The following is a 24,440-nucleotide window of genomic DNA, read 5'->3' as shown; positions in this document are numbered from 1 at the left end:
CGGCCAATAAGTGCAGCACTGATGGTCACGCACCGTAAACCTTGAGAGGCGGCATAATGGAACGTCCTGAACCCACCATGGAAGAAAAAAAGAAGTATATGTGGAAATGTGCCGCCATCCTCATGGTGATTGTTGCCGCTTTCTTCTATTTTGCGCTTCAGATTCCGCCGAACTGGCCAATACTGATCATTCTGGCGGTTTTTGGAACGGTGGTGATGGGCTTCGCCCTGAGGTTCGTGCTGCGCAAGACTCGTAAGTGACCAGATAAGCATCGCGGTTTACGCGTACTCCTGCCCTCGGCTTCGTTGAAGGCGGGAGTACGCGTTCTTCGCCGAGCTCGACCGCCTCAGTATCTTATGCACCGCTACACCATTGTCACCGAGAAAACCAGTGCGGGGGCACGCTACAACGTCGTCACCGACTACCAAGGCAGCGTCACCGCCCTCATCACCACCACCGGCACCGTCGCAGCCACCTACCGCTACGACCCCTACGGCGGCAACACCGCCACCGGACCCAACGCCGGAGACAACCCGTTCCACTACCTCGGCCAATACCAGTACGGTGTCGACATGCTCCTGGGCTACCGCTGGTACTTCCCCGACTGGGGCCGATTCCTCACCCCCGACCCCACCGGACAGGAAACCAATCACTACGCCCACGCACACAACGACCCCATCAACAACAGCGACCCCACCGGAGGGAGCTTCAAAGGAACTGTTCTTGGCGCGTTCATGGGACTTTTTGTCGGCGCCGTCCTCTCAGTGAGCCCAGTGGGGCCGGTCGCTGGGAGCGTGATAGGCGCTTGTGCTGCCGGGGCCACTGCCGCAGCCGTAGACAAATCGAACAAACTGGAAGGGTGTGCGGGAAGTTCTGTCGGCAAACTCATTCCAGGACTATCGGACATGTTCAAAAGCTCTAAATAGCAGGCAGAACCAAGCGACGGTTGGCCGCACTGGGTGCGGCCAACCGTTGCCGGCCAATGGGAGAATCAGTGACACCGAATGTGTATAATATCACGTCAATGATCGTGGCTTTTTTGTTTCTGGCCTCGATAGCTCTCGCGGCCTTCTTTCCCGATCAGGAATCCTTTAGATTCACCACCATCGCATTCAGTGTTTTGACTGGGGTTTTTTCCAGCCTTTACTTAAAAAGAAAGAGTTTAGACAAATAGCGGCAGTGCCGTGAATTGCCGATCCGGAAAGGAAGCCAGCGCGCACCCATTGACAACCTTGATCCGCCAGGGCGGCGGCACTCTACGCCCGCACGAGTGCAACCGCAGGCGTTTTCCCTGCTCGGCCTCAGCCTGGATGCCGTACCCGCCCTCGACGGTGCCAGTTCCTGGCTATTGACAGCAAAGCCCGCGCATGACAACTGCTTCACTGATTGGCATCACGGTACTCGTTGTCGCGTTCATGTTTGGTCCTGCCGCAATCTTGATCACCTTAAAAAGAGAAAAGGAAACACTCACCGCCTTTTCAGATAGCAGGAAACGGCGCTGAGTCCGCTCAAGACGCAAGCGGGCAGGATCCCTTCCCCCGGCTGTCCGGCTTACCAACAGCCCGGCAGGTTCGGCGTGCGGCGCTGGCCCGCGACAATATCGCCGTCACGTCAGCGGCGCAGCCTCCGCATACACCATCGAAGGCACATTTTCGGTGTTCCAGCTTGATGTTCCGCTCAGGCGAGCGGGGTGTCGTCCAGAGCCTTCGCGAGGTCCCCCGGGGTGTCGTAGAGCGCGACGGCGCCAGCCTCCCGGAGTTCGTCGTCTCCGAAGCCGCCGGAGCGGACGACGATCGCGGGCATTCCGGCTCTTTTCGCCGCCTCGACATCCCACACCGAGTCGCCGACCATCACCGCCGGCGCGTCGGGCGGCGCGCCCAGCTTCTTCAACGCCGTCCGCAGCAGGTCCGGGGCCGGCTTGGACGCCTCGACGTCGGCGCTGGTGGTCCAGGCGTCGGCGAGGTCGCGGGCGTCGAGCTTGTCCAGGAAGACCTCCGCATGGCGCTGCTGGGCCGAACTGGCGAGCACCAGCCGGTGACCGCGTTCCTTGATGGCCGCGAGCAGATCGCGGGCGCCCGGCAACGGCGACATCTCCTCGATCAGCGCGTCGACCTCCTTGCCCTGGCGCTCCCTGGCCCGTTCGCCCGCCCGGCGCTCCAGCTCCTCTCCTCCGACCGCGGTGACGAGCTGGTCCCCGCCCATTCCGATCAGCCGGTGCAGCCGCCACACCGGGTATACCTCGTCCACCGACCGCAGTGCCCGGTACCAAGCAAGGGCGTGGTGGTAGTTGGAATCGATGAGCGTGCCGTCGATGTCCAGGACGGCGATGGGGGAAACAGTCACGCTCGCCGGTTACCCGCCGCCGCGGCAGTTAATCGCCAGCGGCATCGTGCGGGATGTTCCTGATCCGCGAGACGCTGCTCGCCTCGGATGGCGACTTCGCATTGCGCCGCCCGGCTTCAGCGCGCCGAGGCGGCGAGGCCCGCAGACGCGCCAAGCGGTTGGCTTGCATCCGCGGCCCGGCGAATGCGACCACCGCCGCCAGGCCGAAACCGGCCACGCTCCACCACGACCCCGGGTTCCCGGGCGCCAGGGACACGAGACTGATCACGGCTACGCACGCGAACGACACCGTCATCCCCAACCGGTTCTTCCGCGCATGACGCAGGCTGCGCTCAGCGAACTCGACAGCGAGCCAGTACACGGCCGGATCGTCGGGGATCCGGCCGAACTCCGCGGCGCGCGAGGCCAGCCGTACCTGGCGCAGCGACACCTCATCGCCGAGCAGTTCCCGCGCCACCCGCACCTGCGCGCGCGACACCGCTCTCACCGCCCAGCACCCCATGACTGCGCACGCCCCGCCGGCCCCCGCCGCGACCCACCACGGAAAGGTGGTCAGCGCTCCTGACAGCACCGCGCCCAGAATCCCGACGACGACCCCGCCCGCCACCGAACGACGCCAGATCTCGCCTGCCTCTCCCACAACCTCATTCTCCACCACAGGGTCCCGACGCCGCCGGTCTTTCCCTGCGGCTTCGCGGCCATGCAGCGAGGCGGGCGTCGCTGAAGTCGCGGACGATCTCGGCGGCCGACCAACGAACGAGCGCCGGAGCCCGCGTTCACGGAACGCTTCACATCAGCGAACAGAGACACCCTTCGACGCCGGGATCACTACCGCCGTCCGCTGGGCCGTCGTTGTCACCAGCGACCGGAGAGACGAAGCCCCCTGGCTGAACCTCCAGCCCTGCGAGCCCCTGCACGTCGGCCCGGATAAGGCCGTGAAGCTCCGGAAGCTGCTCACCTTTGACGGCCTCGGCGGCCACGCTTTTGCGTCCCGGCAAGCACAGCGACCCGCCGCGTCTAGAGGACCAGAATTCGCCTGGCCACGGTCAGGCCGCTTCGGCAGTCAGAACGCGGGTGAACGCGACCCGATCCAACCCAGGCCCGTCATAGTCCGGAAGCACCTCGGAAACCTCGAACCCGAGCCGGGCGTGATAAGCGCGCGAAGCGGTGTTCTGCGGGCTCGTGATGCACTTGACCTTCCGCACCCCCGATTCCCGCACCTGGCCGAAGAACCACTCGTACAACGACCGTCCGATCCCCTGCCCGTGCAGCTCCGGGTCGACGCCGACGAAGTGGATGTAAGCGGTGTCCGGGTCGGTTTGCGAGACGAAGCCGATCAGGAACGCCGCCAGTGTCCCGTCCGGACGCTCGGCCAGGCGGCTGGTCGTGGTGAAATGCTGGAAGTACAGGCGCGGCACCAGCAACGCCCGCTCCCTCGCACCGGCTTCGCCCTTCAGTCCACCCCACCACGGGCCCAGCGCGGCAAGCACGCGGGCGTGGTCGTCTTCGGTCGGCTGGCGGAAAGTCAGGTCGGCGCTCATGCCCCGAGCCTCTCGTTTCCGTGCGCGCCGGGCAACCTGATTACCGGCGCGGGTCGACGTGGATCTTCGGCGCCCCGGGCGGACGCTCCCCGCCGAGAACCGCCGCGACCTCGTCCAACCCGACTGTCGCCGCCACCAGCGGTCGCGGATCGACCTCGCCGGACGAGTAAGCGTCGATCGCCTGCGCCAATCCCGGCGACCCGCTCAGCACGCCGATCGCGGTGATGTCCTTCAACGCCAACGTCCGCGTGTCGAGCAGGCTCGGGCGTCCGGACAGTCCGATGTAGACAATCCGGCCGGAAGGTTCGACCACCTCGGCCGCGAGCGCGGGCGACGCGGGATCGTCGGTCGCGTCGACCACCGCGTCGAACGGTGGCGCTGGAACGCTCGTGCCAGCGGAGAAACCCAAGCCACGGGCGAATTCCACCGACCACGGCGTCGCGCCCACCAGATGCACCTCGCTGCCAGCGGCCCGGAGGAACAGCGCGGTGAGCAGCCCGATGGTCCCCGGTCCGAGAACCAGCACCCGCTCCCCCGCCGCCGCCCGCGCGGCGCGGCACGCGTTGCCGCCCGGTTCGACCAGCGCGCCGGCGACGGGATCCAGCGCGTCCGGCAGCTCGTGCAGCGATCGCACCGGAACGGCGAGGCGTTCGGCCAGCGCTCCCGCCCGGCCGCCGCGGATGCCGACCTCCTGCCGGTCCTCGCAGACGTGCTGATGGCCGCCCCGGCACCGCCGGCAGTCCCCGCAGCCGAGCATCGTGTCGCCGGTGACGCGGCGGCCGATCCATGCCGGGTGGACGCCGGGACCGGCCTCGGAGACCGTGCCGCACCATTCGTGGCCGAGCCGCATCGGGTACTGGGCGTGCCCGTCGGCGAGGTACTGCATCTCGCCGGTGAAGAATTCGACGTCGGTGCCGCACACCCCGGCCCGCTCCACGTCAACCACGACCTCGCCGACCCCGGCCACCGGCTCCGCCACCTCCGCCGGGCCGGCCTCCCCCGGTCCGGTCACCACGAACGCCCGCATGGCCCCGATCTTAGCGGCGCTCAGCCGGTCACGCGCTCGCGCAGGAAAGCCGCCGTCGCCGGATCGGCGGGGTAGAACGACTCGATCACCAGCTCGGCGACAGTCACGTCCAGCGGGGTCCCGAACGTCGCGACAGTGCTGAAGAACGTCAGCTCCAGATCCCCGTGCCGGTAGCGCAACGGCACGAAGATGTCCCCCGGACCGGGGATCTCCACCTCGGGAACCTCGTCGTCGCACGGATAGCCCCGCAGTTCCTCCAGCAACTCCGCCAGCCCGGCGTCCGCGGTCTGTTCGACCTGACGGCGCAGCCGGCCCAGCAGATGCGCCCGCCACTCGCCCAGGTTCAGCACGCGCGGGGCCATCCCGTCCGGGTGCAGCGTGGCTCGCAGGACGTTCACCGGCCCGGTCAGCAGGCCCGGCGCGATGCCTTCGGTGAGCACACCGAGGCTGAGGTTGGCGTCGACGAGGTTCCAGCTCCGGTCGACCACCGCAGCCGGGTACGGGTCGTGGCCGGCGAGCAGCCGCCGGACGGCTTCGCGGATCACCGTCATCTCCGGGGCTCCGATGTCGGACTCGCCGTAGGCCGGCGCGTAGCCCGCGGCGAGCAGCAGGCGGTTCCGTTCGCGCAGCGGGATGTCGAGGTGCTCGCCCAGCCGCAGCACCATGTCCCGGCTCGGCTTGGACCGTCCGGTCTCCACGAAGCTCAGGTGGCGCGTCGAGATGTCCGCCGAGATCGCGAGGTCGAGCTGGCTGATGCGGCGGCGGTCGCGCCATTCCCGGAGCAGTTCGCCGACCGGGGCCCTCACCGTAGTCGTCACCCGTCCGACGCTACGGCGTCGCCCGCCGGGAGACCATTACCCCCGAGGTAACGGCGCGTGCACCACCAGCGCCTCGGCGAGCGGTTTGCGGTCGAGGTCGGGCACCTCGCAGTCCGGCGCGGGATAGCCGACCGGGAAGAGGATGTAGGGCCGTTCGGTGACCGGGCGCTCGAAGACCTCGTTGAGGAAGCCCATCGGGTTCGGGGTGTGGGTGAGCGTCGCCAGGCCCATCGTGTGCAGCGCGGTGATGAACATGCCGCACGCGATGCCGACGCTTTCGTTGACGTAGTAGTTCTTCCGCAGCGAACCGTGCAGCGGCGTGCTCTTCTGCGCGAACGCGACCACCAGCCACGGCGCGACCTCGAGGAACTCCTTGTGCTCATCGGTTTCGAGCCGGGCGAGCGCGGCGTGCCAATCCGGCGCGTTCCGTTCCCGGTAGAACTTCCGCTCCTCGACCTCGGCCGCCTCGCGCACCGCACTTTTCACGTCCGGGTCAGCCGTCGCGACGAACGTCCACGGCTGGTGGTGCGCCCCGCTCGGCGCGGTGTTCGCGATCCGCACCGCGGTCTCGATCGCTTCGAGCGGCACCGGGTCCGGGGAGAACCAGCGGACCGACCGGCGCTGGTCGAGCAGCCGGTACAGCTCCTGCCCGCGCGCGAGGCTTTCCTCCGGGGACAGCCGCGGCGGCGCGTACGGGACGAACGGGTGCTGGTGCCGGGTCATGCTCCGACCCTGCCGCTTCGGCGGTCATCGGTCCAGTTCACATTTCTGGTGAAGGACCTAAGCTGAACTCATGTCTCCCTCGTTGCGCCAGCTCGAGTATCTGGTCGCGGTCGCGGACACCGGCGGTCTCACCGCGGCCGCGGACAGCTGTCACGTGTCGCAATCGGCGGTGTCGCTGGCGATCGCTTCGCTGGAACGGACCTTGGGCGTGCAGCTCATCCTGCGCGGCCCCGGCCGGACGACCGCGCTGACCGACGCCGGACGCCAGGTCGTCGGCGAGGCCCGCGCGGTGCTCACCTCGGTCGCCGAGCTCGGCACCACTGCCCGCGATTACGGCCAGGATCTCGCCGGACGCTTGAGTTTCGGCTGCTACACGCCGCTGGCTCCGCTGCACGTGCCCGCCGCGCTGGCGACCTTCCGCACCCAGCACCCGGAAGTCGACGTGACGTTCGTCGAGGGCACGCTTCCGGACCTGCAGCAGCTCCTGCTGGAGGGCCGCTGCGACCTGGCCGTGCTGTACCGGCAGGACCTCGTGCCGGGAATCGCGGTGGACAAGCTGTACGACCAGCCGCCGAGCGTGCTCCTCCCCCGGGACCATCCCCTGGCGCGCCGAAAGACGGTTTCGTTGCGCGCCTTGGCCGACGAGCCGTTCATCCTGCTGGACGTACCGCCGTCGGAACACTATTTCCGGGACGTGTTCGCCTCCGTCGGCCTGCCGATGCCGGTCGCGCACCGCACGACGAGCTTCGAACTCGCGCGGGCGCTGGTCGCCCGGGGGCTCGGCTACACGCTCTCCGTACAGCGACCGCCGCTGGAACTTTCCGTCGAAGGCACGCCGTTCGCCGTACGTCCGCTGCGCGAGCGACTCCCGACGACGCCGGTCGTACTGGCCCGCGCGGAAGGCGCGCGGCTGACCCGGCGCGCGGAAACGTTCCGGACCTTCTGCCGGGAGTTTTTCGGGCCTGGAGCGTAATGCCGCCTGCTGCGCGGTCAGCGTCACCGGCCCGTCGAATGCCTTGTCCCCGGCGAGAATGACCGCCGGAATGTCCGTCGGGAGTTCTGATGGCTGGTGCGCAGAATCCTTTGCGCACCAATCACTACCGCGGCTTCGATGCCCGCGCGATGCAGGCTGACGCCGTCCGGGTGCGGGTCGTTCGAGGAGACCAGCAGGACTTTTTCTTCCCCAGCAAAGAAATGCCGCAGGAACCGGCGCATCTCGCCAGCGAGCCGGGCCGCGCGAGGGCCGCTTTGTCGCGGTACCGGCGGTAGATCGTCGTCTTGGCAACCCGGCCCACGCCTGACGCTTCCACCGAACCCCATTTCGATCCGCCACCGTTCGTATCGAAACGACGCCCGAACCGAGGCGCTCGTCAACTGGGCCACGGCAGAACGGTCAGCTCCGGCCATTGTTCTTGCCAGCGGCGGGCTTTCGCCTCGTAACTGCTCCGCGGCGCGTGACCGGGATTGGGTCGCACCACGAGATTGAACATGTCCGAGAACCCGTGCGGGGCGTAGACCCGCCACTCCCCTCGGCTGTCCAGCCGGATCCCGAGACAGGGCGTCGCGGACGGGAACGAGTCGATGGCCGCCTCGGTGGACAGGTACGGCGCGCACGGGACGCCGAAACGGTCCTCGTACCAGAGGTGCACCCGCGCCTCATTGCGGATTTCCACCGTCGCCGGGAGATCCCCGAACCGCCGCCCGCCCTCCTCGATGACCGAGTTCTCCGCTTCCCAGCTGAGATCCGAGTCGTCGAAGTAGAACAGGTCGTAGTCCCTGATGCCTTCGGCGGGCGGGCGTCCGGTCACCACGTTCCACACCGTCTGGCACAGGCAGCCCGCGGTCAGGTACCAGCCCGGGAGATCCAGTTCCGCCGCCCGGGCCAGCACTTCCGGGACCAGTTCGTTGCGCGTCACCATTTCGCGGAAGTGCTCCAGTTGCCTGTCGATCGCCAGGCGGCCGTAGTCCATGCCCCGGTTTAGCACGGCGAACCGATTACCTCCCGCGTAATCGACCAGCCGCCGATCCTCCGACAGGCTTGGCCCTGCCAAAACGGGACAACGCGAGGAGAACACCGAAATGACCACCACCGCACCGACCGCCGCCGCCATCGCCCGCCGTTACCTCGACGTCTGGAACGAGACCGACCCGCAGCGCCGCCGCCAGCTCGTTTCGGAGGTTTTCGCACCGGGCGCGACCTACACCGATCCGCTCGGCGCGGTCGCCGGACAGGACGAGATCGACGGGTTCATCGGCGGTGCGCAGGCGCAGTTCGCCGGACTGGTCTTCAGCCTCCCCGCGGAACCGGACGCGCACCACGATCTCGCGCGGTTCCAGTGGTATCTGTCGGCCCCGGGCAACCCCGAGCCGATCGCGATCGGGTTCGACGTCGTGGAGATCGCCGACGGCCGGATCGCCAGGGTGCACGGCTTCCTGGACAAGATTCCGGGCTGATGCCCGGAAACCGCGGGGTGTGGTCTTGACCACAGCGGAAGGTTCAGACCACCCGGGAGGTCTGAACCTCACCGGCCCACGCCGCGCAGGCGTGGCCCTCCCCACTCTGTCCGTACCCCGAGGGGCGCCTGAGAGTTTCACCCGCGTGGATACGCGGGCTTGCACCGTCGGCGGCACCGGCTGGTGGTCTCCTGCCGATGCGCTTTCCAGAGGCGTCTCGTCCGCGCGGTCCAGGGTGCCTGAGAGGTTCCGGGGAGGACTTGCTCCTTCGGCGCCGGCCCGGGGATGCCGGTCCGGTCTCTCCCGCGCGGGATCGTCGATCGCGCGCCCAGTCTAGCGCGGAGGAAGATCAGCCCGTGCGGCGGGCGTTGCGGCGCTGGGTCAGCTCGTCCGGCACGACGGCCTCGACCAGCCCGCCGTCGGCGCGCTCGGCCGGGAACTCGTGGATCGTGCCGCTGATCTCCTGCATCGCCCCGCTGACCGCGATGCCGAACACGCCCTGGCCGCCCTGGAGCAGATCCACGATCTCCTCCGGCGAGGTGCATTCGTACACCGTGGTGCCGTCGGAGAACAGCGTGACCTTCGCCAGGTCCCGCACCCCGCGCACGCGCAGGTGGTCCACCGCGACGCGGATGTTCTGCAGCGAGACCCCGGTGTCCAGCAGGCGTTTCACGACCTTGAGGACCAGGATGTCCTTGAACGAGTACAGCCGCTGCGACCCCGAACCGTGCGCCGTCCGGATGCTGGGCGCGACCAGCTTCGTGCGCGCCCAGTAGTCCAGCTGGCGATAGGTGATCCCGGCGATCTGGCAGGCCGCGGGACCGCGGTAGCCGACCAGCTCGTCGGGCAGGGAGGCGTCGGGGAACAGCTCGCCCTGCTCGCCGTCGGCGACAGGTCCGGCAGGTATCTCCGGACGACCAGCCTCGACCACCGCAAGCCTCCCCTCGCCCGGCCTCGCGGCGGGCGTTCGACAGGCCGGTCGAGCCCAGGATCGGGATCGGCCGGGGAAAACTGCCACGAGCGCGCCGGGTCGGCGAATCACATCGTGGCGATTTACCGCCTTTGACGGTAAGGCTGCGCCGCGAGCCGGTCAACGCGACGCGCGGCGGACCTCGAGCCCGTGTCGAGGCTTTGGCCCGTTCGCCGTACGGGATTGACAGTTTTTACTCGCCCAAGTAACTTATTACTCATGCAAGTAAACGTCGACACGCAAGCCGAACTCGGCCTCAGCGTCACCGAGGCCAGCACCCGGGCGCAGATCATCGGCGCGACCATCGCCACGATCGCCGACCACGGGTACGCGCGCACCACCTTCGCGCGCATCAAGGAGCGGGCCGGGCTCAGCAGCACCCGGCTGATCTCGTACCACTTCACCAACAAGGCCGGCCTCATGCAGGCGGTGCTGAGCACGGTGTCCGAGACCAAATCGGAATACCTGCGCCGGCGCAGCGAGGGCGTCGACCCGGCGGACCGGCCGGGGAACCTGCGCGCGTACATCGAAACGTCGGTCGCGTTCCTGCGCGACTACCCGCAATGCGAGCGGGTCCTGGTCGAGATGGCCGCGCACGCCGACGACCGCGACGGCTGGGCGATGACCGGCGTCATGGTCGGGCAGCTGCGCACCGGCGCGCTGCGGCGGCAGCTGGAACAGGGCCGCAAGGAGGGGGCGTTCGGCGACATCTCGCCGGAGATCGTGGCGCTGTCGATCGCGCAGGCCGTCGACGGGGTCGCGGCCGCCTACGCCGCCGACTCGACGATCGACCTGGACCGCTACGGCCGGGAGCTGGGCGACCTGTTCGCCCGCGCCACCGCGCGATGAGCGCTCGCCCGGCGGGAAACCGCCGCGCAGGGCCGTCAGGTGTCGGCGCCGCGGAAGTCTTCCGGGGACACGGAGTCGAGGAACTCGCGGAACTTCTCGACCTCGTCCTCCTGCTCGTCCGGGATGATCAGGCCGGCCTCTTCGAGCACCGCGTCGACCGCGTGGATCGGGACGCCGATCCGCAGCGCGAGCGCGACCGAATCGCTCGGGCGGGCCGACACCCGGATGTCGCCGTCGAAGACCAGTTCGGCGAAGAACGTGCCTTCTTTGAGGTCGGTGATCACGACCTGCTCGAGCTCGCGCCCGAGCGCGCCGATGACCTCTTTGAGCAGATCGTGGGTGAGCGGCCGGGCGGGCCGGACGCCTTGCTGTTCCAGGGCGATCGCGGTGGCTTCGACCGAGCCGATCCAGATCGGCAGGTACCGCTCGCCCTCGGTCTCCCGCAGCAACAAGATCGGCTGATTGGCGGGCAGTTCGACCCGCACTCCGACGACGCGCATCTCGCTCATCGGGCTTCGCCTCCCTCTCGTGCACACGGGCCGCAGCGCTGGCGACGGCTGACGACCGTTGTCTCCGACGCTACCCGTCATCCGGGCGCTGTGCTCGCTCGCAGCGGACATTCTCGGTTCGTGGTCTCGCGAACCGTCTCTCACGGTACGGCATCCCGGCGCTGAGGTTCAGTCATTGACAAGTGACGGAAACTGCGCGCCGGGCATAAGAGCGTCAATCGCCGGCGACGCCGCGGATGCCGGCTTTGACGAGCAAGGTGTGCAGCGTGACCGACAGCGCGGCCAGTTCGCGCACGACCTCGTCCGCCCGGGCTTTCGCGTCCGCGTCCCGATGCCGGTACGCCGGGGTCACGATCTGCTCCAGCAGGCCGACCTCGCGGTCGGCCGCGGCGCGGAACGCGCGCAGGTGCCGCGGCTCGAGCCCGAATTCGGTCATCGCCTTGACGGTGCGGGCGATCAGCACCGATTCCGGGCCGAAAAAACCCGCCGCGCCGGGGCGCAGCAGGCCGTACTGGCACAGCTCGGCCAGCGTCGCGTCGTCGATTCCCGCTTGCTCCAGCAGGTCTTCCTGGGTGAGCCGGAGGTCCGGCCCGGTCTCGAAGTCCGCCGCCGCGGGCAGTCCGGCGGGATCGCTCCCGTCGCCGAGCGGCACCAGCCGCCGCGGCAGCTGGGGGGCCGCCGGGACCGGCGCGGGCGGTTGCGCGCCCGCGTCGGCCGCGTCGAGCTGCTCCTTGATGACCTTCAGCGGGAGGTAGTGGTCGCGCTGCGCGGACAGCACGTACCGCAGGCGTTCCACGTCCGCCGGCTCGAACTGCCGGTACCCCGAGGGCGTGCGGCCCGGGCGGACCAGGCCTTCCGCCTCGAGGAAGCGGATCTTGGAAATCGTGACATCGGGGAAGTCCCCGCGCAGCTGCGCGAGCACCGCCCCGATGCTCAACCCGTCCCGCCGGGCCTCCTGACGACCGGGCTGCCCGGCCGCCGTCACTGCGCCCCCTGGCCCCCGTGACCCGGGCCGGTCAGGAAGACCAGGCGGAACTTGCCGATCTGCACCTCGTCGCCGCCGGCGAGGACGGCCTGGTCGACCGGCTCGCGGTTGACGTAGGTGCCGTTGAGGCTGCCGACGTCGATCACGACGAACTCCCCGCCCTCGCGCCGGAATTCCGCGTGCCGGCGGGAAACCGTGACGTCGTCGAGGAAGATGTCGCTGTCGGGGTGCCGTCCCGCGCTGGTGGTGTCGCGGTCGAGCAGGAAGCGGGAGCCCGCGTTGGGCCCGCGCTTCACGACCAGGAGGGCGGAACCCGGCGGAAGGGCGTCGACGCCCTGCACCGGTGCCTCGGCGGCCGGCGCGGACTCCTGCTGGCCTTCCATGTCGGCCAGGAAATCGGCCCGGAAGACAGAGGTCCGCTCCGGAGACTGCTCCGGGGGAACGCCGGGCCCGTCGTTCGTGCTCACCTGAGCTCTCCTCTACGCATGAAGTGTTGCCATCGACCAAGAACGTGCAGCTGTCAACGTACCGTGCCCGACCGGCCCGGAACCCTCGGGCTCCCCTTGAGGCTCCGGCGCCGGGCCGAGCGGCTCAGCCCTTGATCAGAGCCCGGTACGCCTCGGCCTCGAGCAGCGCCTCGAGACCGGCCGGGTCGTCGAGCCGGATCTCCACGAGCCAGCCCTCGCCGTAGGGGTCGGAGTTGACGAGCTCCGGCGAATCGGCGACCGCGGAGTTGACCGCCACGATCTCGCCGTCGACCGGCGCGAACAGCTCCGAGACGCTCTTCGTGGACTCGACCTCGCCGAAGGCGTCCCCCGCCCCGACCCGCTTGCCGACCTCGGGCAGGTCGACGAACACGACGTCGCCGAGCTGGTCCTGCGCGTATTCGGTGATCCCCACCCGCACGAGCGAACCCTCGCGGGTCGCGACCCACTCGTGCTCCTCGGTGTAGCGCAGTTCTTCCGGAGTGGTCAACGCCGCTCCCCTTCCTGGTGCTGGCTTTCGTGCCGACAATCTTCCATCACCGGGTGCGCAGCGCGCGAGCCGCCTGCACGACGTAGAGCGCGCCGGACCAGACATACAGGACGCCGCCCCAGACCATGAACGCGTACGCGATCGGCCGCGCGACCGCGGCGACGTCCGAGCCGCCCTGTGTGAGCAGCAGGAACGGGAAGGCGTACATGAGCACGAAGGTCGCGCCCTTGCCGATGTAGGTGACCTCGGGCGGCGCGAACCCGCCGCGGCGCAGCAGCATCACGCAGACGCCCAGCACCAGCTCGCGCAGCACCAGCGGAACGACGACCCACCACGGGATGATGTCGCGGATCAGGAAGGCGACGAGCGTGGCGAGGATGTAGAGCCGGTCCGCCGCGGGGTCGAGCAGCTGCCCGAGCCGCGACATCTGGTCCAGCCAGCGGGCGAGCTTGCCGTCGAGCCAGTCGGTGAGCGCGGAGAAGATCAGCAGGGCGAGCGCCCAGCCGTCCTCTTTCGGGCCGAGCAGCAGCCAGAGGAACACCGGGACGCCCGCCAGCCGCAGCAGCGACAGCAGGTTGGGGATGGTGAGCGCCTGCCGCCACAGGGAGGGCTCGGTCTTGGGCTCGTCGGGGACCGTGGTCACGCGGTCAGCCTAGAGCGGGCCGGGCCGCGGCGTTTGTCCCGGCGGGGGAAGTCCGGGGATTCGGCTTGCCGGGGCGGTGCGCGGGGCGTCTGCAGGCCGGGGGTTCCGGTGGCCGTTGCGCGCTTGTGCCGCGTTGGGTGCACCCGCGCCCGACGTGGTTTCTCCGCAGCGGGTGCGGTCCGGTGGTCCGTGAGGGGACCCCTGAGGGAATCTGATTCCCTCAGGGGTCCCCTCACGGACAGTCGAGGGAGCGCGAACCTGGCGGCCCGCCTTGCTCGCGGAGGTTCTTCGCATCGCCCAAGCGGGTGCCGTGGCGGCGACCCTGCGGCACAGCCCTCATCCGACCGCTCCAGAGGCACCCGAGGCGGTGCCGCCATGCCGCGTGAAGGCGCTCGGCACGGCGAAGGCTCGAACCGGCGCGGGAGGATCCGGATGGTCCGGCGCTGTAACGATTCCATCACCGGTGAACCGGCACCGGCAGCGACCCGGCAGCACCGTCGGCTCACCAGGGTGAGCGGCGTGAGCGGCTTGACACCGCAGGTGCCCGGACACGTCCAGCCCGGTGCCTGGGCAGGCGCTGCGGCCGCCTGGGGCGCTGCAGCAGTGCCAGCGGAGAGGCGGCGCGAACGGACCGGTGCCGCAGGTGAACCGGCAGCCTCAGCAGAACGACGCCACGCGTGACGCGGCGACTCAAGCGGCTCGGTGTCGCAGGCGAACCAGCAGCCTCAGCAGAACGACGCCACGCGTGACGCGGCGACTCGAACGGCTCGGTGTCGCAGGCGAACCGGCAACCTCAGCAGAACGACGCCACGCGTGACGCGGCGACTCGAACGGCTCGGTGTCGCAGGCGAACCAGCAGCCTCAGCAGAACGATGGCACGCGCGGCGCAGCACGAGCGGCTCGGCGCCGCAAGCGAACCGGCGGCCTCAGCAGGACGATGCCACGCCTGGCGCGGCGGCACGAGCGGCTCGATGCCGCAGGCGAACCCCGGCCGGGGTGAATCGGTGCAGTGCCGGGGAAATCCGGCGGATCCGCCGGGTCGCGTCCGGAACCCCTCCCCGGATCCGGACGCGAGCCGGCGGAAGTCTCAGCGGGAGCGGCGGCGGCTGGCCGCTCGGCGGTGGCTCCATCCGCGGCGCCGCAGCTGCGCGGTGCTCAGCGTTTCCGGACGGCCGCGGCCGTCGGTGCCCACCCAGCGCGGGCGCACGGCGCCGGCCTCGAGGACGTAGGGGCGGCCGCCGCACCACACCACGCTGCAGGGTTCGGTCGGCGGGTCGGTCGGGGCGTCGGTGTCGGCCGCGGGGGCGGTTTCGGTGCTCATGCTCTCGGTGACTCGTGCTCTCTGGCGTCGGGCTTCGGGGACCTGGAACGCGCGGGGCGCCTGCCCTGTACGTCGGCGCCGGACCGCTCGGCGTTAACCGTCCCGGGCCGGATTCCTCCGAACGATGTGCCCCGGCGATGCGGATTCCCCGGTCCGGAACCGGAAAACAACCGTCCACAGTAGACTGTTACGGGCCCGTTCCGGTGTGTCGGTGCCGCTCAGCGGGGGCGCGAGGGGCCAGAATGGGCGCGACCCCGGCGAAAGGATCGCGGTGCTCCCGTCGAAAGCCGTGTACGGGCCGCTGTGCGCGGCTGTGGTGGTTTTGCCCGCGCTCACCGCCTGTTCGGGGGATCAAGCGCCACCGGCCGCCGCCCCTTCGGCACCCTCCGCGATCGCCTCGGCAGCGCCGAGCACGCACGCTCCCCCGCCGCTGCCGCAGACCGCGGGCGCGAGCAGCCCGCCCGCCGCGCCCAGCAGCGCCCCGGCCGCGCCGAAGCCGTCGAAGCAGGCTCCGCCGGCCAACCCGGGCACCTGCGGCACCGTCACCGCGGCGAGCGGGATGACGTTGTACGTCTACGACAACAAAGCCATCCCGTGCGCGGACGCGATGGCGCTGGTCAAGAAGTTCCACCAGGCGATCAACGGCCGGCAGGCCGCGGGCTCGAACAACCCGGTCAACGCGACCGTCGACGGCTGGCTGTGCGTTTCCGGCCCGCCCGCCGCGCAGGGCGGCACGACGTGCAGCAAGGGCGAGCAGACCGTGCTGGCGGCGGTGGTCCCGGCCGAATAGGACCGGGACCACCGCCGCGGCTCAGGACTTGAGATCCGGGAAGTCGTCCTCGCGGAACTCGCCCTCGGGCCGTTCGCCGCCTTCGCGGCCGCGCAGTTCGACCCGGCGGATCTTGCCCGAGATGGTCTTCGGCAGGTCCCCGAACTCCAGCCGCCGGATCCGCTTGTACGGCGCGAGGTGCTCCCGCGCGTACGCAAGGATCGCCCGCGCGGTTTCAGCGTTCGGCTCGTGCCCGGCGGCGAGCACGACGTACGCCTTGGGCACGGCCAGCCGGATCGGGTCCGGCGCGGGCACCACCGCCGCCTCGGCGACCGCTTCGTGCTCCAGCAGGACGCTCTCCAGCTCGAACGGCGAGATCCGGTAGTCCGACGCCTTGAAGACGTCGTCGGTGCGGCCGACGTAGGTGATGTAGCCGCGTTCGTCGACCGAGCCGACGTCGCCGGTGTGGTAGTAGCCGCCCGCGAACGCCGCCGACGTGCGTTCGTCGTCGTCCGCGTAGCCCGCCATCAGGCCGACCGGCCGGTGCGCGAGGTCGAGGCAGATCTCGCCCTCGGCCGCGCGCTCGCCGGTGACCGGGTCGACCAGCGCGACCGCGAACCCGGGCAGCGGGCGGCCCATCGAACCGGCCACGACGTCCTGGCCGGGCGTGTTCGCGACCTGCACGCTGGTCTCGGTCTGCCCGAAGCCGTCCCGGATGGTGACGCCCCACGCCTTCTCGACCTGCTCGATCACCTCGGGGTTGAGCGGCTCCCCCGCGCCGACGACCTTCTTCGGCGGCGTCCGCAGCGCGGTGAGGTCGGCCTGGATCAGCATCCGCCACACCGTCGGCGGCGCGCAGAAGCTGGTGATTCCGCAGCGGTCCATCTGCGCCATCAGCGCGACCGCGTCGAACCGCGCGTAGTTGTACAGGAACACGGTCGCCTCGGCGTTCCACGGCGCGAAGAAGTTGCTCCACGCGTGCTTGGCCCAGCCGGGCGAGGAGATGTTGAGGTGGACGTCGCCCGGCTCCAGCCCGATCCAGTACATTGTGGACAGATGGCCGACCGGGTAGGAAACGTGCGTGTGCTGCACGAGTTTCGGCTTCGCGGTGGTGCCCGAGGTGAAGTACAGCAGCAACGGGTCCTCGGCGCGGGTGACCCCGTCCGGGGTGAATTCGGCGGCCGACGCGTACGCGGTTTCGAAGGCGTGCCAACCGGAAACCGGTTCGCCGACCGCGATCCGCGTGTAGTCGCCCGCGACGCCGGCGAACTTCTCCGCGTCGACGTCCCGCACGATCACGTGTTTCGCGTTGCCGCGCTCGACGCGGTCCACCAGGTCGGCCGGGCCGAGCAGCGTGGACGCCGGGATCACGACGGCGCCGAGCTTGATCGCCGCGAGGATGGTCTCCCACAGCTCGCCCTGGTTGCCGAGCATGACGACCACCCGGTCGCCGCGCACGACGCCGAGGCCGCGCAGCCAGTTCGCCACCTGGTTGGACCGGGCGGACATCTCCGGGAACGTCCAGCGGTTCTCGGTGCCGTCCTCTTCCACGATCCACAGCGCGTATCGCCGCGCGTTCGCCGGATCCGCCGCGACGGCGTCGAACCAGTCCAGCGCCCAGTTGAACTCGTCCAGCCGCGGCCACGCGAACTCGCGGTAGGCGGTCTCGTAGTCCTCGCGATGGGCCTGCAGATAGTCCCGCGCCGCGCGGAACGCCTGGTAGCCGGTGACCTCAGCGCCGTTGCTCACGTCGTACTCCTCGTGCTCGCTTTCCCGTGCCCTGTTTACTCGCCCTTGAACTCCGGCGCTCGTCGCTCCAGGAAGGCCTGCACGGCTTCCTGGAGGTCCTTGCTCGGCAGGAACGCGGAGTTCCACGCGGCGACGTAGCGCAGGCCCTCGGCGACCTGGCGTTCGGTGTTCGCCGACAGCACCTGCTTGGTGCCCTGGACGACCAGCGGCGGGTTCGCGGCGATCTCGGCGGCCAGTTCGCGGGCCTTGGCCAGCAGCGTCTCCTGGTCCGGGTACACGTCGTTGACCAGGCCGATCTTCTCCGCCCGCGCGGCGTCGATGTCCTTGCCGGTCAGGGCCAGCTCGCGGACGTGGCCCTCGCCGACGATCGGCGCGAGCCGCTGCAGGCTGCCGATGTCGGCGACGATCGCGACCTTCACCTCGCGGACGCTGAACTTGGCGTCCTCGCTGGCCAGGCGGATGTCGGCGGCGGTGACGACGTCCACGCCGCCGCCGATGCACCAGCCGGACACGGCCGCGACCACCGGCTTGCGGCATTCGGCGATCGAGCTGACCGCCTGCTGCAGCCGCTGGACCTCGCGGTGGAACTCGGTGCGCGGCCCGGCCAGCGCGTCGCCGGCCAGCAGCGGAGCCCAGCTGCCCATCATCGCGGGCAGGTCAAGGCCGTAGGAGAAGTGCTTGCCGCTTCCGGCGAGGACGACGGCGCGCACGCGCGGGTCGGCGTCGAGGGCGGCGAACACCAGCGGAAGCTCGCGCCAGAAGTCGGGGCCCATCGCGTTGCCCTTGCCCGGGCCGAGCAGGGTCACCTCGGCGACCGGGCCGTCGAGGGCGACGCGGAGCGAGGCGAGTTCGGGCAGGGCGGCTGCTGGTTCGGTCATGCGGTCATCTTGACTCATCGGCCCGACCCCAGACCATCCGGTTGACACTGTGCCAACGCGGCTGCGGGATGCTTTCCTGGAGACCCGAGGTGGAGAGGGAGGCGCCCGTATGGAACCGGCACCCGTGCCCGTCGCCGACGCCCCGCCGGCGGAACCCGCGGCGGCCCGCAGGACCCGGCCGATCGAGCTGTCCGGCTCGTTCCGGCACGAGGGCCAGCGCCTGTGCTACACCGAATACGGCAGCGGCGACCGCGTCGTGGTGCTGATGCACGGGATCATGCTCACCCGGCGGATGCACGCGCCGCTGGCCCGGCGGCTCGCCCGCGCGGGGTTCCGGGTGGTGACCCTCGACCTGCTCGGCCACGGCGATTCCGACCGGCCGACGCAGTCGTGGCGCTATTCGATGCCCGCGTTCGGCGAGCAGGCCGTCGCGCTGCTCGACCATCTGGAGATCGAGGACGCGGTGGTCGGCGGGACCTCGCTGGGCGCGAACGTGGCACTGGAGGTGGCCGTCGCCGCCCCGTCGCGGGCGCGCGGGCTGGTGGTCGAGATGCCGGTGCTGGACAACGCGATCGTGGCCGGGCTGCTGACTTTCGCGCCCCTGCTGTTCGCCGCGCGCTTCCTGCCCGCGACGGTGCGCGGGGTGGCGCTGGCGGCGCATCTGGTGCCGCACGGGAACCAGTGGGTGGATGTCGTCACGGACACGCTGACCCAGGACCCGGCGCCGATGGCCGCGTTGCTGCACGGCGTGCTGTTCGGCCGGATCGCGCCGCCCAAGTCGATCCGGAGCACGATCACCACGCCGACGCTGGTGATCGGGCACGAGGGCGACCCGATCCACCCGTTCGGCGACGCTGGCAGCCTCGCCGAGGACCTGCCCAACGCCGAGTTCGTGCAGGCCCACAGCCCGGTCGAGCTGCGGTTCGACCCCAAACGGCTCAGCGCGGCGATCCGGGACTTCGCCTTTCGCCGCTACCCCGCCTGAGCCTCGTCGGGGAACTGCGGCGGAGGCGGCGAGTCGTGCGCGCAGAACTGCAGCGCGTGCTCGACGCCCATCGCCTTGCCGCTCATGGCCGCGGACTGCGGGATGAACCCGGCAGGTGCCGGGCTGTCCCAGAACGCGACCAGGTACCCGGCACCGCGCTGAAACGACTCGCCTCGGACGTGCACACCATCGGTCACGCCAGAACCGGCGAGCGAGAATCTGCTGAGTTCGTCCCGAAGCGGCTCAGCGCGGCGATCCGGGACTTCGCCTTCCGCCGTCCCGGCTCCCGGGTCAGTCGTCGGCGGACAAGTCCGGCGGCGCCTGCAGGTCGTGGGCGCGGAACAGGACCGCGTGCTCGACGCCCATGTCCCTGCCGCTCATCGCCGCGAACCGCGGGATGAAATCCGCGGGCGCGGGGTGGTCCGGGAGCGCGGCCAAGTACGCGGCGTGCGCCTCCAGGGAAGCGATGCCGCGCCGCAGCGGCTCGCCGGTGACGTCGACGCCGTGGGTCGCGCCGGAACCGGCGAGCCCCGGGACGAGGTACCAGCGCGCCGAATGCGGGGCCAGGCCCTCGTCGTCGACCTGCTCCGGGAAGACCCACCGGTTGCCCGCGTCGCGGATCGCGTCGAGCGTCGCGAGCCCGGCGGCGCGGTGGTCGGCCTGGTCGAAGCCGTAGGGCGTTTCGACCTCGAACCCGCAGCCGAGCACGACGTCGGGCTTGAACCGGCGGATCTCGCGGCAGATGTCCCGGCGCAGGTCGAGGCCGTAGACGAGCACGCCGTCCGGATGTTCGAGGACGGTCAGGCGCTCGACGCCGACGGCCGCGCAGGCGGCGCGCTGCTCGGCGACGCGCAGGCGGGCCGTCTCCTCCGGCGGGTTCGGCATGCCCGCCTCGCCTCGGGTGAGCAGGAGGTACCCGACCTCGATGCCGCGCGCGGTCCAGCGCGCGACGGCCGCGGACGTGCCGTACTCCATGTCGTCGGGGTGCGCGACGACGCAGAGCACTCGCTGGAAGGACTCCTCGGGCAAGGCAGGCAGGGTCATACCGGACATCTTCGCGCGCGAACGGCGTGCTGTCTGCGTTATCCGGCCTGATTCCGGTCCAGCCCGGCCACCGGGCCGAACACGATCACCGCGGGCGGGCGCACGCCCGCGGCCGCCGCTTCGCCGGCCACCGAGGCGAGCGTCGACCGCAGGACCCGCTGGGTCCGCATCGTCCCGTCCTCGACCACCGCGACCGGCGTGTCGCCCGGACGGCCGCCCTCCAGCAGGGCGGCGGCGAACTTCGGCAGCCGTTCGACGCCCATCATCAGCACGATCGTGCCGCGCATCCGGGCCAGCAGCGACCAGTCCACCAGCGACCGCTCGTCCCCCGGCGCGACGTGCCCGGACACGACGACGACCTCGTGCGCGACGCCGCGGTGCGTCACCGGGACGTCCGCCACCGCGGGCACCGCGAAGGCCGAGGTGATGCCCGGGACCATGGTCACCGGCACGCCGGCTTCGGCACACGCCTGGACCTCTTCGAAGCCGCGGCCGAACAGGTACGGGTCGCCGCCCTTGAGCCGGACGACGAACTTGCCTTCCTTGGCCTTTTCGATGAGCGTCCGGTTGATCACGTCCTGGCTCGCCGCGCGGCCGTACGGGATCTTCGCCGCGTCGATCACCTCGACCTCCGGCGCGAGCTCGTCCAGCAGATCGCGCGGGCCGAGCCGGTCGACGACCACGACGTCGGCGCGCGAGAGCAGCCGCCGGGCGCGGACGGTGATCAGGTCCGGGTCGCCGGGCCCGCCGCCGACCAGCGCGACGCCGGGCAGCGTGCCTTCCGGATGCGGCTGGCGGCCGTCCTCGATCGTGCCCGCGTGCAGGCCGTCCAGCATCGAATCGCGGACCGCGGCCGAACGGAGCGGCTCGCCGCCGGACAGGACCCCGAACAACAGGCCGCCGTGCCGTCCGGTCGCCGGGGTCACCGCGGTGCCGGACTCGCCCTCGTCGGCGCGGACGCAGAAGACGCGCTCCCGCTCTGCCTCGGCGCAGATTTCGGCATTGGTCTCCGGGCTGTCCGTACAAGCCAGCCCGTACCAGGCGTCCCGCAGGTCGCCCTCGGCGTAGCGGCGCCGATGCCAGACCAGCTCGCCCGCGTCCGCCATCCCCTGCACCGAAGGCGTCGTGTGCGGCGACACCAGTTCGACGCGGGCGCCCGCGCTGATCAGCCGGGGCAGGCGGCGCTGGGCAACGGAACCGCCGCCGAACACCACGACGCGGCGTCCGGTCAGGTTCAGGCCGGAAAGGTAGTGCGGGTCGTCCATGCGCGGAAGCATATGGGCGGCGGCCGGTCTCGCACGCCGAGCGTGGGTCATGCCACGCCGGGACCGTCGCTTACGCCGCCAGGGTTAACACAACGGCAAAAATACGTCGGCTGTCCGCAGGCAAATCCGGCACTTCGGGAGTAATTCCGCCCGCACGTCGTACCACTGCCCCTTCGGGAAACGACTGCTTGTCGCACACTGCCGGATCAGATGGGGAGTCATGATGACCAGGAATCGTGCGACCGGACGAAGACGCGCGTGCTCGCTCGCCGCCGCACTGCTCGTGTTCGCGGGCGCGACAGCGGGAACCGCGCACGCCGACCCGCTCGCGCCGACGGATCTCGTTCCGCTGCCCGGGGACGACCAGAGCATGGCGCTGGCGGTCAACGAGGCGGGGACGGCGGTGGGCACGTCGTCGGCGGGCCGCGACCCGCGCCTCGATCACCCGGTCCGCTGGGACACCGCCGGGCGCCCGACCGCGCTGCCGACCCCGGGCGCCGCCCAGGGGCAGGCGCGGGCCGTCAACAGCAACGGCGTCGCCGCCGGGTACGTGCTGACGCCGACCATCGCCGTCCCGGCGCGCTGGGACGCCGCGGGCCAGGTGACCTTGATGCCGCTTCCGCCCGGCTACCACAACGCGATGGGCGAGAAGATCAGCGACACCGGTGTGGTCGTCGGGGAATGGCTGACGCCGGACAACCAGCAGCACCCGTTCCGCTGGGACCCCGACGGCCAGGTCACCGACCTCGGCACGCTGCCCGGCGACACATGGTGCATCGCCACCGGCATCTCAGCCGACGGCACCGTCGTCTCGGGCCAGGACTCCAACCCGACGCGGGCGCGCTCCGTGCGATGGGTGAACGGCGGGCCGATCACCGGCCTGGCCCCGTCGGCGTGGGCCAGCGCGAACAACGTGATGAACCGGAACGGGACGATCGCCGGGCACCTGACCGACGTCGAGCACGGGACCTCCGCGCCGGTGACGTGGGACCGCGACGGGGTCCTGCGGCGCCTCGACTGGCCGAGCCCGCATCCGGTCTGGCTCAGTCAGGTCAGCCCTGCCGGGCACGTGACCGGGACCGGCTATCTCTATCCGCCGGACCGGGATTCGGTGCTGTGGGATCCGGACGGAAACATTTACGTCATCGACGGAGACGTCGCCGGGGTCGACTCGAACGGGAACGCGGTGGGGGCTTCGCAGAAGCGCGCGACTGTTTGGTACGACAACGGGAACATCGTGCAGTTCGGGCTTCTGCCGGGCGGCACTTACAGCAAGGGCGAATGGATCACCGACAGCGGGTATGTGGTCGGGAGTGCGGACACCACGGGATGGAAGACGCACGCGGTGGCTTGGAAACTCGGGTAGGAAACGTTCCCGGCGGCGAAGGTGCTTCGCTTCGCCGCCGGGAACGGCCGGGTTCTTTAGGCAGTCGGCGGGACCACTTCGATGCGCAGGCCCTGACCGGTGGCGCCGACCAAGTCGAACGACGGCGCGGGCGCGCAGGAAACACCCTGCTAGCCGATGTTCTCGAGGTGCGCCGCACAGCAGACGTAGCGGCTGGCGGCCTGATGTCCGACGGTGGCGGGGCTTTTGCTTGATTGTCAACGGTATTCGTCGCGTTGTCCGGCGCGGTGAAGCGTCGTGCGAATTCCTTTTCGCGAAAGTTCGCCCGTTGAGAATGCGGTCGCCCCGAGCGCCGGACGGTCACCGTGTCGCCCGGCCGTCGCCGGTCACGTTCGCGAGGAATGTGCCCCGCGAGCCGTGATACGCGCCGACGGCGCCGGCCATTTCGGCGCTCGCTGCCAGCATGCCCGCCCCGGCCGCTGTCGGCGAAATACATTCGCCAGGCTGATAAAGCGGTCCGGCCTCACTCCACCCGGAAGACCGGACCGCGCGGCACGAACGGCAACCGGGCGCCGCGCGGCACCAGGAACGCGTGTTCGCGCAGCGGCCGGACGTGGTCGCACTGCGCGTCGGTGATGATCAGGACCGGGCCGTCCGCCGGGAAGTCCGGGGCGCGGCGCAGCAGGTCGACGCCGGGCTGCAGCCGGGTGCCGCCGCGGCCGCGGACCTTCACCCGGCCCGCGATGTCTTCCACCGCGAGGTATCCGGCGTCGCAGGCGGCCGCGTCGCAGAACACCACCCGGGCGGCCGGGACGTCGCGGGCCCGCGCGTACGACGCGATCGCGCCGAGCGCTTTGCCGAGCAGTTCCGCGTTCATCGAGCCGGACGTGTCCAGCACGACGCCGAAGGTCGCACGGCGCTCGACCCGCTCCGGGAAGACCCGGCCCGGGCGCGGGATGTCCGGCGTCGCCGACTGACGGCGCGACGCCCGCACATAGCTGCGCACCGGCTGCTCCGCGTGGACGTGCTCGTCGAACCACCGGGCCAGCTGCGCGTCCCACGGCAGCGGCGGATGGTCCAGTGCGCGGATCTCCTGTTCCAGCCCCAGCGGCAGCAGGCCTCGACCCTGCGCGTGGTGGTACACCAGGCCTTGGCGGATTCAGGTGGTGGTTGCAACACCTGGTGTCTGGTGGCCTGAGAGTAGCGTGGCGAGGGCTTCGGCGGGTGTGTGCCAGCCGAGGGTTTGG

29 protein-coding genes and 1 riboswitch are annotated in these 24,440 nt (G+C 70.2%); of the genes, 9 read left to right on the top strand and 20 right to left on the bottom strand.

The window, feature by feature from the left end; translation table 11 throughout:
* Positions 1 to 56: 56 nt before the first annotated feature.
* Together ACZ7SW_RS05955 and ACZ7SW_RS05950 are read left to right on the top strand one after the other, a co-directional pair.
* On the top strand, positions 57 to 260 hold the full coding sequence (locus ACZ7SW_RS05955; protein WP_470229279.1) for a hypothetical protein: 204 nt from the start codon (positions 57 to 59) through the stop codon (positions 258 to 260).
* Positions 261 to 356: 96 nt separating this feature from the next.
* Positions 357 to 926, top strand: a complete 570-nt coding sequence (locus ACZ7SW_RS05950) for an RHS repeat-associated core domain-containing protein (RefSeq protein WP_470229278.1) — start codon at positions 357 to 359, stop codon at positions 924 to 926.
* 751 nt (positions 927 to 1,677) lie between these two features.
* On the opposite strand, the gene ACZ7SW_RS05945 is transcribed toward ACZ7SW_RS05950, so the two are convergent.
* The 6 genes from ACZ7SW_RS05945 to ACZ7SW_RS05920 all read right to left on the bottom strand — a co-directional run bounded on the left by ACZ7SW_RS05945 (position 1,678) and on the right by ACZ7SW_RS05920 (position 6,452).
* On the bottom strand, positions 1,678 to 2,343 hold the full coding sequence (locus ACZ7SW_RS05945; RefSeq protein ID WP_470229277.1) for an HAD family hydrolase: 666 nt from the start codon (positions 2,341 to 2,343) through the stop codon (positions 1,678 to 1,680).
* Between the two features lie 28 nt (positions 2,344 to 2,371).
* Positions 2,372 to 2,983 (bottom strand): hypothetical protein, encoded by a 612-nt coding sequence (locus ACZ7SW_RS05940; RefSeq protein ID WP_470229276.1) that lies wholly within the window; start codon positions 2,981 to 2,983, stop codon positions 2,372 to 2,374.
* A 406-nt stretch (positions 2,984 to 3,389) separates the two neighbouring features.
* Entirely contained in the window at positions 3,390 to 3,884 is a 495-nt protein-coding gene (locus ACZ7SW_RS05935) for a GNAT family N-acetyltransferase (protein ID WP_470229275.1), read from the bottom strand.
* Between the two features lie 40 nt (positions 3,885 to 3,924).
* Positions 3,925 to 4,911: a zinc-dependent alcohol dehydrogenase gene (locus tag ACZ7SW_RS05930; protein WP_470229274.1), complete on the bottom strand. Its 987-nt coding sequence runs from the start codon at positions 4,909 to 4,911 to the stop codon at positions 3,925 to 3,927.
* 20 nt (positions 4,912 to 4,931) lie between these two features.
* On the bottom strand, positions 4,932 to 5,729 hold the full coding sequence (locus ACZ7SW_RS05925; protein ID WP_470229273.1) for a helix-turn-helix domain-containing protein: 798 nt from the start codon (positions 5,727 to 5,729) through the stop codon (positions 4,932 to 4,934).
* Between the two features lie 36 nt (positions 5,730 to 5,765).
* Positions 5,766 to 6,452 (bottom strand): nitroreductase family protein, encoded by a 687-nt coding sequence (locus ACZ7SW_RS05920; RefSeq protein WP_470229272.1) that lies wholly within the window; start codon positions 6,450 to 6,452, stop codon positions 5,766 to 5,768.
* Positions 6,453 to 6,522: 70 nt separating this feature from the next.
* Between ACZ7SW_RS05920 and ACZ7SW_RS05915 the strand changes: the two genes are divergently transcribed.
* On the top strand, positions 6,523 to 7,425 hold the full coding sequence (locus ACZ7SW_RS05915) for a LysR family transcriptional regulator (RefSeq protein WP_470229271.1): 903 nt from the start codon (positions 6,523 to 6,525) through the stop codon (positions 7,423 to 7,425).
* A gap of 89 nt (positions 7,426 to 7,514) precedes the next feature.
* Positions 7,515 to 7,721: a hypothetical protein gene (locus ACZ7SW_RS05910; protein ID WP_470229270.1), complete on the top strand. Its 207-nt coding sequence runs from the start codon at positions 7,515 to 7,517 to the stop codon at positions 7,719 to 7,721.
* A 101-nt stretch (positions 7,722 to 7,822) separates the two neighbouring features.
* Here the strand turns inward: ACZ7SW_RS05910 and ACZ7SW_RS05905 are convergent, their stop codons facing one another.
* The gene (locus ACZ7SW_RS05905; RefSeq protein ID WP_470229269.1) at positions 7,823 to 8,422 is read right to left on the bottom strand and encodes a nucleotidyltransferase family protein; all 600 of its coding nucleotides are present in this window, start codon (positions 8,420 to 8,422) and stop codon (positions 7,823 to 7,825) included.
* Between the two features lie 109 nt (positions 8,423 to 8,531).
* On the opposite strand from ACZ7SW_RS05905, the gene ACZ7SW_RS05900 reads away from it, so the two are divergent.
* Complete coding sequence (locus ACZ7SW_RS05900; protein ID WP_470229268.1) at positions 8,532 to 8,906, top strand: nuclear transport factor 2 family protein; 375 nt, start codon at positions 8,532 to 8,534, stop codon at positions 8,904 to 8,906.
* Positions 8,907 to 9,122: 216 nt separating this feature from the next.
* A riboswitch (glycine riboswitch) is annotated at positions 9,123 to 9,222 on the bottom strand.
* Positions 9,223 to 9,255: 33 nt separating this feature from the next.
* Here ACZ7SW_RS05900 and ACZ7SW_RS05895 read toward each other — a convergent pair.
* The gene (locus ACZ7SW_RS05895) at positions 9,256 to 9,837 is read right to left on the bottom strand and encodes a MerR family transcriptional regulator (RefSeq protein WP_009078853.1); all 582 of its coding nucleotides are present in this window, start codon (positions 9,835 to 9,837) and stop codon (positions 9,256 to 9,258) included.
* 258 nt (positions 9,838 to 10,095) lie between these two features.
* Here ACZ7SW_RS05895 and ACZ7SW_RS05890 point away from each other — a divergent pair, with 258 nt between their 5' ends.
* Positions 10,096 to 10,725 carry a TetR/AcrR family transcriptional regulator gene (locus ACZ7SW_RS05890; RefSeq protein WP_470229267.1) on the top strand — a complete coding sequence of 210 codons (630 nt, stop codon included), beginning with the start codon at positions 10,096 to 10,098 and terminating at the stop codon, positions 10,723 to 10,725.
* 35 nt (positions 10,726 to 10,760) lie between these two features.
* Here the strand turns inward: ACZ7SW_RS05890 and ACZ7SW_RS05885 are convergent, their stop codons facing one another.
* The 6 genes from ACZ7SW_RS05885 to ACZ7SW_RS05860 form a co-directional block, all read right to left on the bottom strand.
* The gene (locus tag ACZ7SW_RS05885) at positions 10,761 to 11,234 is read right to left on the bottom strand and encodes a bifunctional nuclease family protein (RefSeq protein WP_009078856.1); all 474 of its coding nucleotides are present in this window, start codon (positions 11,232 to 11,234) and stop codon (positions 10,761 to 10,763) included.
* A 214-nt stretch (positions 11,235 to 11,448) separates the two neighbouring features.
* Complete coding sequence (gene ftsR, locus ACZ7SW_RS05880; protein WP_470229266.1) at positions 11,449 to 12,219, bottom strand: transcriptional regulator FtsR; 771 nt, start codon at positions 12,217 to 12,219, stop codon at positions 11,449 to 11,451.
* Positions 12,216 to 12,686: a glycogen accumulation regulator GarA gene (garA, locus tag ACZ7SW_RS05875; RefSeq protein ID WP_009078859.1), complete on the bottom strand. Its 471-nt coding sequence runs from the start codon at positions 12,684 to 12,686 to the stop codon at positions 12,216 to 12,218. The genes ftsR and garA overlap by 4 nt, the downstream gene beginning before the upstream one ends.
* A gap of 124 nt (positions 12,687 to 12,810) precedes the next feature.
* Entirely contained in the window at positions 12,811 to 13,194 is a 384-nt protein-coding gene (gene gcvH, locus ACZ7SW_RS05870; protein WP_470229265.1) for a glycine cleavage system protein GcvH, read from the bottom strand.
* 46 nt (positions 13,195 to 13,240) lie between these two features.
* Entirely contained in the window at positions 13,241 to 13,837 is a 597-nt protein-coding gene (locus ACZ7SW_RS05865) for a cardiolipin synthase ClsA (RefSeq protein WP_354734849.1), read from the bottom strand.
* Positions 13,838 to 14,924: 1,087 nt separating this feature from the next.
* Positions 14,925 to 15,158 carry a hypothetical protein gene (locus ACZ7SW_RS05860; protein ID WP_470229264.1) on the bottom strand — a complete coding sequence of 78 codons (234 nt, stop codon included), beginning with the start codon at positions 15,156 to 15,158 and terminating at the stop codon, positions 14,925 to 14,927.
* 271 nt (positions 15,159 to 15,429) lie between these two features.
* Here ACZ7SW_RS05860 and ACZ7SW_RS05855 point away from each other — a divergent pair, with 271 nt between their 5' ends.
* Positions 15,430 to 15,948, top strand: coding sequence for a hypothetical protein (locus ACZ7SW_RS05855; protein ID WP_470229263.1), 519 nt, complete (start codon positions 15,430 to 15,432; stop codon positions 15,946 to 15,948).
* Positions 15,949 to 15,969: 21 nt separating this feature from the next.
* Here ACZ7SW_RS05855 and ACZ7SW_RS05850 read toward each other — a convergent pair whose 3' ends face one another.
* On the bottom strand, positions 15,970 to 17,676 hold the full coding sequence (locus tag ACZ7SW_RS05850; RefSeq protein WP_470229262.1) for an AMP-binding protein: 1,707 nt from the start codon (positions 17,674 to 17,676) through the stop codon (positions 15,970 to 15,972).
* 35 nt (positions 17,677 to 17,711) lie between these two features.
* Positions 17,712 to 18,554 (bottom strand): crotonase/enoyl-CoA hydratase family protein, encoded by an 843-nt coding sequence (locus ACZ7SW_RS05845; protein ID WP_470229261.1) that lies wholly within the window; start codon positions 18,552 to 18,554, stop codon positions 17,712 to 17,714.
* Between the two features lie 109 nt (positions 18,555 to 18,663).
* Here ACZ7SW_RS05845 and ACZ7SW_RS05840 point away from each other — a divergent pair, with 109 nt between their 5' ends.
* Positions 18,664 to 19,539 (top strand): alpha/beta fold hydrolase, encoded by an 876-nt coding sequence (locus tag ACZ7SW_RS05840; protein ID WP_470229260.1) that lies wholly within the window; start codon positions 18,664 to 18,666, stop codon positions 19,537 to 19,539.
* Here the strand turns inward: ACZ7SW_RS05840 and ACZ7SW_RS05835 are convergent.
* From ACZ7SW_RS05835 to cobA, 3 genes are all read right to left on the bottom strand, one after another.
* Positions 19,527 to 19,736 carry a hypothetical protein gene (locus tag ACZ7SW_RS05835; protein ID WP_470229259.1) on the bottom strand — a complete coding sequence of 70 codons (210 nt, stop codon included), beginning with the start codon at positions 19,734 to 19,736 and terminating at the stop codon, positions 19,527 to 19,529. The genes ACZ7SW_RS05840 and ACZ7SW_RS05835 overlap by 13 nt on opposite strands.
* Positions 19,737 to 19,830: 94 nt before the next feature.
* Positions 19,831 to 20,592: a PIG-L deacetylase family protein gene (locus ACZ7SW_RS05830; protein WP_470229258.1), complete on the bottom strand. Its 762-nt coding sequence runs from the start codon at positions 20,590 to 20,592 to the stop codon at positions 19,831 to 19,833.
* 29 nt (positions 20,593 to 20,621) lie between these two features.
* Positions 20,622 to 21,848, bottom strand: a complete 1,227-nt coding sequence (cobA, locus tag ACZ7SW_RS05825; RefSeq protein ID WP_470229257.1) for a uroporphyrinogen-III C-methyltransferase — start codon at positions 21,846 to 21,848, stop codon at positions 20,622 to 20,624.
* A 223-nt stretch (positions 21,849 to 22,071) separates the two neighbouring features.
* Here cobA and ACZ7SW_RS05820 point away from each other — a divergent pair, with 223 nt between their 5' ends.
* Entirely contained in the window at positions 22,072 to 23,214 is a 1,143-nt protein-coding gene (locus ACZ7SW_RS05820) for an HAF repeat-containing protein (RefSeq protein WP_470229256.1), read from the top strand.
* 502 nt (positions 23,215 to 23,716) lie between these two features.
* Here ACZ7SW_RS05820 and ACZ7SW_RS05815 read toward each other — a convergent pair.
* A complete protein-coding gene (locus ACZ7SW_RS05815; RefSeq protein ID WP_470229255.1) occupies positions 23,717 to 24,337 on the bottom strand; it encodes a vWA domain-containing protein in 621 nt (206 codons plus the stop codon).
* Positions 24,338 to 24,440: the final 103 nt, after the last annotated feature.

This window comes from Amycolatopsis sp. NPDC114484 (assembly GCF_055633755.1).
Note: the sequence above shows the minus strand (reverse complement) of the source record. Positions and strands in the feature narration are given on the sequence as shown.